Source organism: Arsenophonus sp. aPb, from assembly GCF_029873475.1.
Classification (GTDB): Bacteria; Pseudomonadota; Gammaproteobacteria; order Enterobacterales; family Enterobacteriaceae; genus Arsenophonus.
Map to the genome: position 1 here is coordinate 173,106 of NZ_CP123499.1, position 12,658 is coordinate 185,763.

Sequence of the window (12,658 nt, forward strand, 5' to 3'; positions counted from 1 at the left end):
TACCATGGATAATTTAAATTACAACAAACATATTTCCGGCCAGTTTAATGCTGAGTTGGAGCATATTCGTACTGAATTAATGAAAATGGGTGGCTTGGTAGAAGAACAACTTAAAAATGCCATTGAAGCTTTACATAACCAAGATCAGGATTTGGCAAAAAAAGTGATAGAGGGTGATCAAAAAGTCAATATGATGGAGGTAGCAATTGATGAGGCATGTGTGCGCATTATTGCTAAGCGGCAACCTACTGCCAGTGATTTACGTTTAATTATGGCAATCTCGAAAACCATTGCCGAGCTTGAACGTATTGGTGATGTAGCTGATAAGATTTGTGAGGTTGCATTGGAGAAGTTTTCTGAGCAACATCAATCGTTACTTGTCAGTCTGGAAGCACTTGGCGGGCATACTATTCAAATGTTACATAATGTGTTGGATGCGTTTGCCCGTATGGATTTGGATGCAGCAATTCAGGTTTATCTGGAAGATAAAAAAGTTGATGAAGAGTATGAAGGTATTGTTCGCCAACTCATGACTTATATGATGGAAGATCCTCGCACTATTCCTAGTGTATTAACAGCCTTGTTTTGCGCGCGTTCTATCGAGCGAATAGGAGATCGTTGCCAAAATATTTGTGAATTTATTTTCTATTATTTAAAAGGGCAAGATTTTCGTCATTTAGGTGGGGATTTTGTGGAAAAAATGTTGACCAAAGGCAGTCATTAACACGTTTTTCAGCCCATTATTCGATGATTATTTTTAGCTTATCGTTATTCTATTTTTGAATAAATATAGATTTTTATATTATTTCCTGTTCTAACTGTGAATTGATAATTTGATTTGAATAAATATACAAAAATTTACAGTAAGGGGTAATAGTGAAATGAAATCCAATCTTATTGCAACTGTATTATCTGTCGCATTAGCCTTGGTTGCTGGGTTGGCAAAAGCAGATAAATTGGACAGTATCAAAAAATCCGGTGTGATCCGTATTGCTGTTTTTGATAGTAATCCACCTTTTGGTTTTATTGATGCTAAAACTAAAAAATTGGTGGGTTATGATATTGATATCGCTGAAGCGATTGCCAATGATTTTGGTGTTAAATTAGTATTACGTCCAACTAACCCAGCGAATCGAATACCTCTATTGACTGGAGGTAAAGTGGATCTGATTGGTGCTAATTTTACTATTACCAATGAACGGGCTAAACAAGTTGATTTTTCAATTCCTGATTTTGTCACTGGACAGAAGTTTATCGCACGTATTGGGGTATTAAAAACGCCTGATGACATTATTCCTTTACGTATCGGTGCGGATAAAGGAACAGTGCAGGAAATTACCCTACGTGAACGCTATCCCAATACTAAAGTAATATCTTACGATGATACTCCACTTGCTTTTGCAGCATTACGAAATGGCAATGTACAAGCTATTACTCAAGATGACGCCAAACTGGTTGGTTTATTGGGGAACTTACCAGCAAAAATTAAAGCAGATTATGAGATTTCACCTTTTAGTCTTACACGTGAATATCAGGCATTAGCAGCCGCTAAAGGTGAAACGAATTTGATCAATGCAGTAAATAATACTTTATTAAAATTAGAAAAAAGTGGTCAGGCGGAAATAATTTATAATCGTTGGTTCGGGCCAGCAACGAAAGCAGCACTACCACGTGGTGATTTTAAATTTGCGCCATTAGAAAAATAAACAATATTATTTTTTAATAAAAATACCTAAATGAGTAACTTCATCATAAATAGGTTATATCAATGTTTGAATACTTTTTTTCTACCCAGCCATTAGCACCTGAGTATCTTGATTGGATTTGGCAGGGTTTACTCATTACTATTTGGATCTCATTTTGTGCCATAGCCTTCTCATCCCTGTTAGGTTTTGTTGTCGTTGCTGCTAGAGATAGCCATGTCATTTTTTTGCGTTGGTTGGCAATGATTTATATCTCACTATTTCGTAATACCCCATTATTAATACAGCTTTTTTTTTGGTACTTTGCTGTTGGAGGAATATTACCGGAATCAGTTATGCAATGGCTAAATACACCACATCAACTCACTATTCTCAGTATTCAGTTAGCATGGCCATCATTTGAGTTTTTGGCTGGTGTGATTGGGTTAATTCTCTACTCTACCCCTTTCATTGCTGAAGAATTAAGAGCTGGTATCTATGGTGTAAAGCAAGGGCAAAAATTTGCTGCATTAGGATTAGGTTTATCTGGCTGGCAAGCCATGCGATATGTTGTTTTGCCCCAAGCGTTAAAAATCGCGATGCCGCCTTTGCTGGGGCAGTATATGAATATTGTGAAAAATTCTTCCCTAACTATGGCAATAGGTGTTGCTGAACTTTCTTATGTTTCTCGTCAGATTGAAAGTCAAAGTTTACAAACCTTTACGGCATTTGGCGTGGCGACAATCCTTTATATTGCCATTATCGCTGTGATGGAAGCCTGGGGACAATGGCGTCAGCAGCGCCTATTAATAAAGGGACATTAACATGAATTTTGCAGTCATTACTGAAAATTGGCGCTATCTGTTATTTGGTACATTTCCTGATGGCCCTTTAGAAGGCGCAGCACTGACACTGTTAATAAGTTTATTAGCAGGAGGTATCTCTATTTTTCTTGGCATTGCTGGTGGAATTGCATTAGCAATGTTAAAAGGTTGGTGGGCAAATTTATTGGCAGCTGTGTTAGGTTTTTTTCGTGCTATACCTGTCATCATGTTGATTTTCTGGAGTTACTTTTTATTACCTGTTTTATTAGGCACGGATATTCCTGAATTGACGACGGTAATTTGTGCTTTAACTTTGATCGCGTCAGCTTATTTGGCACATGGAGTAAAAGCCGGTATTTTGGCGATTGGACAGGGGCAGTGGCAAGCGGGGATGTCGTTAGGTTTTACCCGTTGGGCGGTATTATGGCATATTATATTGCCGCAAGCGTTACGGATGATGCTCCCCTCCTTTATTAATCAGTGGATTGCATTAATTAAAGATACTTCATTGGCTTACATTGTCGGAGTGGCAGAATTATCATTTTTAGCAACTCAAGTGAATAATCGAGAAATGATCTATCCAATGGAAATTTTTCTATTTGTTGCCTTAATCTATTTCATTATGTGTTTTTCACTTGAGATGATAGCAAATCAAGTCTTACGTCGTTTAGAGAAAAATCGGTCGTCACTGGCTCCCTTGTCTGGCAAACAACTAAAACAGTTGGCTTTCCTATAGTGTCCACTATTTTATTTTTTTCCTTATTTAGAGATAAATGAAAGATTGGTAACAAATAGTGATTTATTCGTTGGAATTTATGCCACTCTCTTTTTGATTCCGCTAAGCTTTATTTTCAGAGTGATTACTGAATTGAATACTCATGCACATTATTATGTCAGATAATTGTTTTTCTTTTTTCTATTTTATAATTAACTATTTGAATTAGTTTTATTGTAGGATAGAGCAAAAAAACTTTTTTTATTATTAGGCTATGTATATGAACAAAACAGATCCGATCAGACAACAGAGTCTGCTTCAGCGCATGTTTAAATTACAAGAACATGGCACGACAGTTCGAACAGAAATCATTGCCGGATTGACGACATTTTTGACAATGGTTTATATCGTTTTTGTTAACCCGCAAATTTTATCAATGGCGGGAATGGATATTAAAGCTGTTTTTGTCACTACCTGTCTAGTTGCGGCATTAGGTAGTATTATGATGGGCATCGTGGCCAATCTACCGGTTGCTGTCGCTCCTGCGATGGGATTAAATGCCTTTTTTGCTTTTGTCGTTGTTGGTGCCATGGGATATTCCTGGCAAGTAGCAATGGGGGCAATCTTCTGGGGAGCTGTTGGTTTATTTCTCTTAACGCTTTTTCATATTCGTTACTGGATTATTGCCCATATCCCCTTAAGCTTACGGGTTGGTATCACGAGCGGTATTGGTTTATTTATTGCCCTGATGGGATTAAAAAATGCGGGCATTATTGTTGCTAATCCGGATACCCTGGTAGCAATTGGTAATTTTTCTCAATCTAATGTGTTATTGGGTATCTTAGGATTTTTTATCATTGCTGTGTTAGCGGCTCGTAATATTCATGCTGCCGTCCTTGTTTCTATTGTAATCACCACGATTATTGGCATGATTATTGGTGATGTCCGATATAATGGTTTATTTGCGTTACCACCTAGCATCATGACAGTGGTTGGACATGTTGATATGCTTGGCTCATTAGATATTGCTTTATCTGGCATTATTTTCTCTTTCATGCTAATTAACCTTTTTGATTCTTCTGGAACTTTAATTGGTGTTACCGATAAAGCGGGCTTGGCTGACAAGACGGGTAAATTTCCACAGATGAAACAAGCGCTTTATGTTGATAGTTTAAGCTCAGTCGCCGGCAGCGCAATGGGAACATCTTCAGTCACTGCCTATATTGAAAGTAGTTCTGGGGTAGCGATAGGTGGGCGTACTGGATTAACCGCAATTGTGGTTGGTTTGCTATTTTTATTAACCATTTTTATTTCACCGCTAGCCAGTATGGTACCTGCCTATGCAACAGCTGGCGCACTGATCTATGTTGGTGTTCTGATGACATCGAGTCTAAAGCGTGTTAAGTGGCATGATTTAACCGAGTCAGTGCCCGCTTTTATCACAGCAGTTATGATGCCTTTTAGTTTTTCAATCACTGAAGGTATCGCGTTAGGTTTTATTGCTTATTGTGTAATGAAAATAGGGACAGGACGGTGGCGTGAGATTGGTTTGGCAGTCGTTATTGTTGCACTATTATTTGTTGCAAAAATTATTTTGGTTGATGCGTAATAGCATTAATCAATTAACTGGATAATGAATTTATTTAAATCACTTCGGTAATAATTTTATCGAAGTTTTTATTTATTCTAATTTTAACTTAGCTAGTATAAGGCATCTATATATCATACTATTGTGTTAAATTGAGTATTAAAAATCCGCAATGAGAGAAATGAAGTTATGTCGGGGCACAAGAAAAAACCAGCTGTAAAAGCAGCAAATAAAATGAAAAAAAACCGTGAATCGCTAAATTTAGCCAGCCGAGAACGAAAAAAACAGAAAAAAAAGCGTGGCCACGTAGCAGGTAGCCGTTATCAAGATAGAACTGACGCGCAAAATAGCAATCATCCGTTAATGGAGAAAGATCCTCGTATTGGCAGTAAGAAACCGATATCACTATTGATTGATGCTAAAGAAGAAAAAGACTTAAATAGCAACAAGCCAAAAATAAGCAAGATAGAAAAATCAATATTATCACCAGAAGAAGAGTTGGCATTATTGGAAAATGACGAGCGTCTAGCCACGTTGTTAACTCATCTTGAAGAAGGTAAAACATTAGCCAAAGAGGAAATGGCTTACGTAGATAAACAACTGGAGCGAATTGATTCCTTGTTGAAAATAGTTGGTATTGAGCTTGAGGACGAAGAAGATGATGATAAACCGGATGATATTATGCGGCTTTTGAGAGGGAAGTAAGCATTGTTTATCCCATGATTATTTAATCGTAAAAAAGCCTGTTATTACCAAATAAAATAGTAATATTAGTTGCTGATTAGGCATAAAAACTTATCAGTCATGATTTTTGATTAATATATTATTTGCATTAAATTAAGATAATTTTTTATCGCTTTAGATGGTAGTAAGAAATAGAGTAATGTGAGTTTGGCTATAAGATAGAAGATAGCCATTTTTGAAGGATAAAAATATGTCAGAGCAGAGTATTATTTGGGATCTTTCCCTCATTCAAAAATATAACTATGCTGGGCCCAGGTATACCTCTTATCCTACTGCATTAGAATTTAACCACAACTATAGTGATAGTGATTTTACGATTGCCGCCAGTCGCTATCCTGACAGGCCACTATCTCTTTATGTACATATTCCGTTTTGTCATAAGCTGTGTTATTTCTGTGGCTGTAATAAGCTGGTGACTCGCCATAAACATAAAGTAGATAACTATCTGCTGGTTTTAGAAAAAGAAATTATAAAACAAGCGAGATTGTTTACCAACCGAACTGTGATCCAAATGCATTGGGGCGGAGGAACACCAACCTATTTGGATAAATCCCAGATCAGTCAACTAATGGCAATGTTAAAATCACACTTTAATTTTGCCGCGGATGCCGAAATATCAATTGAAATTGATCCGCGAGAAATAGAATTGCATGTTATTGATCACTTGCGGTGTGAGGGTTTTAACCGCCTGAGTATGGGCGTGCAGGATTTTAATAAACAGGTACAAAATTTAGTTAACCGTCAGCAGGATGAAGCGTTTATTTTTGCTTTGATGCAACGTGCACGTGAGGTGGGGTTTAACTCTACCAGTATTGATTTAATTTATGGTTTACCTAAACAGACAGCGGAAACTTTTGCTTTTACTTTAGAGCGAGTATTGGCACTTTCGCCTGATCGTTTAAGTGTTTTTAATTATGCCCATATGCCTCATCTCTTTGCTGCACAACGCAAAATTAAAACCCAGGATCTACCTACAGCAGAACAAAAACTGGCTATTTTACAGCAAACGATTTTCACCTTGACACAAAATGGTTACCAATTTATTGGTATGGATCATTTTGCTAAACCTAACGACGAATTGGCTATCGCACAACGTAATGGCGTCTTGCATCGTAATTTTCAGGGCTATACCACCCAGCAAAACTGTGATCTACTGGGATTGGGCGTATCAGCAATTAGTATGTTAGGTGATCATTATGCGCAAAATCAAAAAGATTTAAACGCTTACTATCAGGCCATTGAAAATCATCAGCATGCATTATGGAAAGGTTTATCCTTGACACAGGATGATTGTATTCGGCGTGATGTTATCAAAACTTTAATCTGTAATTTTCAGCTGGCTTACAGTGATATTGAAGAGCGCTATCAAATTGATTTCAAGGATTATTTTTTTGTAGATCTACAGTTATTACAACCGATGATAGCAGATGGCTTAGTGATTGTTGGTCAAAGAGAGCTACAAATTACCGCTAAGGGTCGATTGTTGATCCGTAATATATGTATGTGTTTTGATATTTATTTGCGCAACCAAATGCGTCAACGTCAATTTTCACGAGTGATATAGTTGATTAAAGGGGATAGCATAGTTGTATATTGCAGCTCTTTTTTACTACGACATACCAAATTCTTTCAACTTACGGGTAAGAGTATTTCTCCCCCAGCCGAGTAAGCGAGCGGCTTCTTGTTTATGACCTTTGGTATAGGTTAAAGCACATTCAAGCATGGTACGTTCAATCTGCGGCAATACTTGCTCTAGTAAATTTTGTCTATTATTTTCGAGCGCTATTTTTGTCCAATTAGCAAGTGGATCAAGCCATTTTTCGCTATTTGTCGCTAGTGTCTTTTTAGGTGAATAAAGAAATTGTTGATTTTGTTGCAGATCGCTTGGCAGATCTTGCGGTAATATCATTTGGCTGGAAGACATCACAGTAAGCCAACGACAGACATTTTCTAACTGGCGCACATTACCCGACCAAGGTAAAGACATTAAGATCGTTTCTGTCTGAGGCGCCAAAATTTTGCTCTCCACACCAAGTTGTTGCGCTGTCTGGTGGAGGAAATGGCGGGCTAAATGCGGAATATCTTCAGTCCGTTCGCGCAATGGTGGCAGAGGAATACGGATGACATTGAGACGATGAAAGAGATCTTCTCTAAATTTTCCTTCTTGTACTAATTGTTCAAGGCATTGATGGGTAGCGGCAATGATACGGACATCAACTTTAATTGGTATATAACCACCAACTCGATAAAACTGGCCTTCAGCCAATACGCGTAAAAGGCGGGTTTGAATATCAAGTGGCATATCACCGATTTCATCGAGAAAAAGTGAACCGCCATGCGCTTGTTCGAAACGTCCCTGCCTGACCTGACTGGCACCAGTAAAAGCGCCTTTTTCATGACCAAATAACTCAGATTCAATTAGATCTTTAGGAATAGCTGCCATATTTAGCGCAATAAAGGGCCCAGTTGCTTTAGGGCTATGACGATGAAGTGCATCCGCAATTAACTCTTTACCGGTGCCAGACTCACCATTAATAAGTACACTAATTGAGGAGCGAGATAAGCGACCGATAATTCGATAAACTTCCTGCATGGCCGGTGCTTCACCAATAATTTTGCTGACAGGAGCCGCTGGTGGAGAATTTGATCCGGTATTTGGTTGTTGATTGCGATAATAATTAAGTGCGCGTTTAACTAACGATATCGTTTCGTCAATATCGAAAGGTTTTGGCAAGTAATCAAAAGCACCTTGTTGATAGGCATTAACTGCCGTATTTAGATCTGAATGGGCAGTCATAATAATAATCGGTAATTTAGGATGGCTCTGTTTAAGTCGTGTCAACAGCGTTAACCCATCGTTATCTGGCATATGTATATCGGAAATTAAAACATCCGGACAGGTTTTTTCTAATGCTGTCAATACACTTTGGATATCCTCAAAGCTAGTACATTCCATGCTGGCATTGTTTAACGCGCGTTCTAAAACCCAACGAATGGCACTATCATCATCAACGATCCACACCTTACCTTTTTGCATATCAGTTACCTAATTTTTAATAGGAAGATAAATCGAAAATTGCGTATGGCCAGGCCAACTAGAAAATTCGATTCTGCCAGCATGCTGGTCAATAATATTTTGTGCAATTGAGAGTCCTAAACCATTGCCACCTTTATGATGACTTACCATCGCATAGAACAGCGTATCTTGTATCTGTGATGGAATACCCGGGCCATTATCTTCAATATCGATACGGGCGGCAAGCCGATACGTTTTTCCGTGTAATGTCACATGAAATGCTGTGCGAGTCCGCATAGTCAAGGTTCCGCCGTTTTCTTCCATTGCTTGTATCGCGTTTTGGCTTATATTGAGTAACACTTGTTCAATTTGCTCGGGATAGTGTGGAAATTCAGGTAAGCTAGGATCATAGTCTTTTATTAATTTAATATTTTTCGGTAGTGTCAGTGATATCAAATGGTAAGTACGTTCAACAACCTGGTGGATACTTTGTGTTGTTTTCGCGCCGGGATGTTGAGGGCCGAGTAGACGATCAACGAGATTGCGTAAGCGATCGGCTTGCTCAATAATAACTTGGGTATATTCTAGCTGCTCAGGTTCAGAAAGGGTTTTGGCTAACAGCTGTGCTGCGCCACGTAAACCACCTAACGGGTTTTTTATCTCATGGGCTAAAGTTCGGATTAAGTCACGTGATAGGATTTGTAATGATTGTTCTTGCTCTAAACGGCGATAGTGATTGACTGGCAAAAATTCTAATAGAATAAAGCCTTGTGAAATGGGCTGCGCACTGATAATCACGTTATAAGAGTGATTATTGATAACCAGAGTGACTTCATTATCGGTAAAACTTAGATTTTTTTTTATTTTTTTTTGCATTAAATCCATATCAAGCGAACAATAATCAAAAAGTATTGGTAACGGTGTACCCAGCAATTTTCTTGGATTAGCTAAAAAAAATTGGCGGCTAGCATGATTAGCGTATTGGATGATGAGTTTATTATCCAGTAATAGAATATTATGCAACAAGCAATCTAAGATATGATCGGCAATGGGTAATATATCAATTTTCACGTAGTTTTACTCCTGCACCTTTTTAGTGCATATTAACATATTTGAGTATAAACCAAGTATTTTTGTTCAATAAATAGGCAGAAAAAACCTCATCAAAAGATGAGGCAATATGACACAATAAAAAAACCAGCGGAGAATGGATTATCAGACGCTGTAGTACATTTCGAACTCTAATGGATGAGGTGCCATCTGAATACGTTGAACATCATTTTTTAATAAGTTGATATAGGCGTCTATTGTTTCATCAGTAAATACTTCACCACGTTTCAAAAATTCGCGATCAATATCCAACGCATGTAGGGCTTCTTCCAGTGAACTAGCAACAGTTGGGAGCTCTTGTGCTTCTTCCGCAGGTAAATCATATAAATTTTTATCCATCGCTTCGCCGGGATGAATTTTATTCATAATTCCATCGAGACCTGCCATTAATTGTGCAGCAAAAGCTAAATAAGGATTAGCCGCCGGATCGGGAAAACGAACTTCAATCCGTGATGCTCTCGGATTGGCAACCATTGGAATGCGAATAGAAGCTGAACGGTTACGCGCTGAATAAGCCAACATTACCGGTGCTTCGAAACCAGGCACTAGACGCTTATAGGAGTTGGTGGTTGGATTAGTAAAGGCATTTAAAGCACGCGCGTGTTTAATAATACCACCAATGTAATAAAGGGCTGTTTCAGACAGCCCACCATATTTATCACCGGCAAACAAGTTGGTGCCATTTTTTTCCAGCGACATATGACAATGCATGCCAGAGCCGTTATCACCAACAAGTGGCTTTGGCATAAATGTCGCTGTCTTGCCAAAAGAATGAGCAATATTATGTACTACGTATTTGTATATTTGTGTTTCATCGGCTTTTTTGGTCATGGTATTAAAACGGGTAGCGACCTCGTTTTGACCTGCGGTGGCAACTTCATGGTGGTGTGCTTCGACAATTAAGCCCATTTTCTCCATGGTGGAACACATGGCGGAGCGCATATTTTGTGAGGAATCAACGGGCGGGACAGGAAAATACCCCCCTTTAACGCTTGGCCGATGACCTTTATTGCCATCTTCATAGTGTGCGCCAGAATTCCAGGCTGCTTCGATATCATCGATATGATAATAAGCACCAGAAATATTGTTGCCGAAGCGAATATCATCAAACACAAAGAATTCAGGTTCAGGTCCAAATAATACCGTATCGGCGATGCCGCTACTTTGTAAGAAATTTTCGGCGCGTTTAGAAATTGAACGTGGATCTCGTTGGTAGCCCTGATGGGTATTGGGCTCTAGGATATCACAGCGAATAATTAAGGTTGAATCACTAAAAAAAGGATCTAGCACTGCCGTCCCGGGATCAGGCATAAGCATCATATCTGATTCATTAATTCCTTTCCAACCGGCAATAGAGGAGCCGTCAAACATTTTTCCCTCTTCAAAGAAATCTTCATTAATTTGGTGAGCAGGAATAGTGATATGTTGCTCTTTACCTCTGGTATCGGTAAAGCGTAGATCAATATATTTAACATGGTGCTCTTTGATCATGGATAAAACATGCTCAACAGACATAAAGCTTCTCCTGATTGGATCCTATTTTGAACGATAGCGCCAAAAAGTTTCATTAAAGTGGTTAATTAATCATTAAGCGAAAATCATGCCAAATTATTTATAACCGAGAATAAAAGCTTTTTGAATGATTTTTTAGTAAATAATCATAAATTGAATAGTAAATTGCACTATTTATGTGCGTTTTAGGCACCTTAAACGCACAATGATGGTGCAATAAACGACAGGAACAGTAACTTAGCTTATTTGATTTTCTATGTAGTAGTTTATTTTTTCAAACAAAAATGAGATATCATTTGTGAAAGTAATTCAATTGTTGGTTTTATATATTTAATTTCAATAAATTCATCCGGTTGATGCGCTTGTTCTATTGAACCAGGCCCTAATATTAATGTCGGACAGCGCGTTTGAATAAAAGGTGCTTCGGTACAGTAATTAACGGTTCGTGCTTTCGTATTTAATAAATTTTCAATTATTTTCAACATCTTATGATTTATAGGGCATTCAAAACCTGGAATAGCAGGATGTAGTTCCTCAATAGTAATGCGATTAGGCCAACGATGGTTAATCGGTTCAAGCGTGGCATGCAATAATTCATCCAAATTTTGTAGTGATAGACCAGGTAGTGGGCGAATATCGATATGTAATTCACAACAGCCACAAATTCGATTTACTGCATCCCCGCCATGAATATGGCCAAAATTCATTGTTGGGTAGGGAATAGCAAATGCCTTGTGATGGTAATCAGTTTTTAGTCTATTTCTAAGCATAATTAACTGACTAATGGTTTCATGCATCAATTCAATCGCATTGATACCCTGGGCTGGATCACTTGAATGGCCTGATTGACCGGTAATACGGATGGCATTGGCAATATGCCCCTTATGAGCGCGAATGGGTTGCAGTGAAGTTGGCTCGCCAATAATCGCTAATTCAGGCTGAATTTCAGCAGTTGTAGCAAAAATAACGTGCCCCTGCCATGGTGGTTTCTTCATCAGCAGTTGCCAAAATATAGATGGGATGTTGTAGCTGATGAATATCGATATTGCGTAAAGTATCAATAATAAAAGCAAAAAACCCTTTCATATCCGCGCTGCCTAAACCATATAACTTGTTGCTATATTCCGTTAATTGGAAAGGATCTTTTGTCCAGCGCCCGTCATCAAAAGGAACCGTATCAGTATGCCCACAGAGTAGTAATCCCCCCTCTCCTTGGCCAAAAGTTGCCAGTAAATTGAATTTATGGCGAGTTTCTGGCACTGGTTGAATGGTGATTTTTCCACCTAGCGTCTTTAGCCATTCTGCCAGTAGATTAATTAATGCTTCATTACTTTGATCGCGTCTTGCATCGACAGAACTAATTGATGGTATGGCAATTAATTGACGATATAACTCAATAAATGTCGGGAGTTTCGCTTTCACTGCTACCAGCCTTAATGACTAAAATTTCAATACTCATGCATTTCT

The 12,658-nt window shown here is 38.3% G+C and carries 10 protein-coding genes and 1 pseudogene; 7 read left to right on the plus strand and 4 right to left on the minus strand.

Features of this window, described 5'->3' with window-relative positions:
• Positions 1–4 precede the first annotated feature (4 nt).
• The 7 genes from phoU to hemN all read left to right on the plus strand — a co-directional run bounded on the left by phoU (position 5) and on the right by hemN (position 7,117).
• A complete protein-coding gene (gene phoU / locus QE177_RS00690; protein WP_280550861.1) occupies positions 5–724 on the plus strand; it encodes a phosphate signaling complex protein PhoU in 720 nt (239 codons plus the stop codon).
• Between the two features lie 157 nt (positions 725–881).
• A complete protein-coding gene (locus QE177_RS00695) occupies positions 882–1,706 on the plus strand; it encodes an ABC transporter substrate-binding protein (protein ID WP_280550862.1) in 825 nt (274 codons plus the stop codon).
• A gap of 62 nt (positions 1,707–1,768) precedes the next feature.
• Positions 1,769–2,506, plus strand: a complete 738-nt coding sequence (locus tag QE177_RS00700; RefSeq protein WP_280550863.1) for an amino acid ABC transporter permease — start codon at positions 1,769–1,771, stop codon at positions 2,504–2,506.
• A 1-nt stretch (position 2,507) separates the two neighbouring features.
• Positions 2,508–3,242, plus strand: a complete 735-nt coding sequence (locus QE177_RS00705) for an amino acid ABC transporter permease (protein ID WP_280550864.1) — start codon at positions 2,508–2,510, stop codon at positions 3,240–3,242.
• Between the two features lie 259 nt (positions 3,243–3,501).
• Positions 3,502–4,830, plus strand: coding sequence for an NCS2 family permease (locus tag QE177_RS00710; RefSeq protein WP_280550865.1), 1,329 nt, complete (start codon positions 3,502–3,504; stop codon positions 4,828–4,830).
• Between the two features lie 213 nt (positions 4,831–5,043).
• A complete protein-coding gene (yihI, locus tag QE177_RS00715; protein WP_280550866.1) occupies positions 5,044–5,514 on the plus strand; it encodes a Der GTPase-activating protein YihI in 471 nt (156 codons plus the stop codon).
• Between the two features lie 229 nt (positions 5,515–5,743).
• On the plus strand, positions 5,744–7,117 hold the full coding sequence (hemN, locus tag QE177_RS00720; RefSeq protein WP_280550867.1) for an oxygen-independent coproporphyrinogen III oxidase: 1,374 nt from the start codon (positions 5,744–5,746) through the stop codon (positions 7,115–7,117).
• Between the two features lie 45 nt (positions 7,118–7,162).
• On the opposite strand, the gene glnG is transcribed toward hemN, so the two are convergent.
• The 4 genes and pseudogenes from glnG to argE form a co-directional block, all read right to left on the minus strand.
• Positions 7,163–8,590, minus strand: coding sequence for a nitrogen regulation protein NR(I) (gene glnG, locus QE177_RS00725; protein WP_280550868.1), 1,428 nt, complete (start codon positions 8,588–8,590; stop codon positions 7,163–7,165).
• A 9-nt stretch (positions 8,591–8,599) separates the two neighbouring features.
• Positions 8,600–9,640 (minus strand): nitrogen regulation protein NR(II), encoded by a 1,041-nt coding sequence (gene glnL / locus QE177_RS00730; protein WP_280550869.1) that lies wholly within the window; start codon positions 9,638–9,640, stop codon positions 8,600–8,602.
• 144 nt (positions 9,641–9,784) lie between these two features.
• The gene (glnA, locus tag QE177_RS00735; RefSeq protein ID WP_280550870.1) at positions 9,785–11,194 is read right to left on the minus strand and encodes a glutamate--ammonia ligase; all 1,410 of its coding nucleotides are present in this window, start codon (positions 11,192–11,194) and stop codon (positions 9,785–9,787) included.
• Between the two features lie 263 nt (positions 11,195–11,457).
• Positions 11,458–12,613 (minus strand): annotated as a pseudogene (argE, locus tag QE177_RS00740) (acetylornithine deacetylase).
• Between the last annotated feature and the right edge of the window lie 45 nt (positions 12,614–12,658).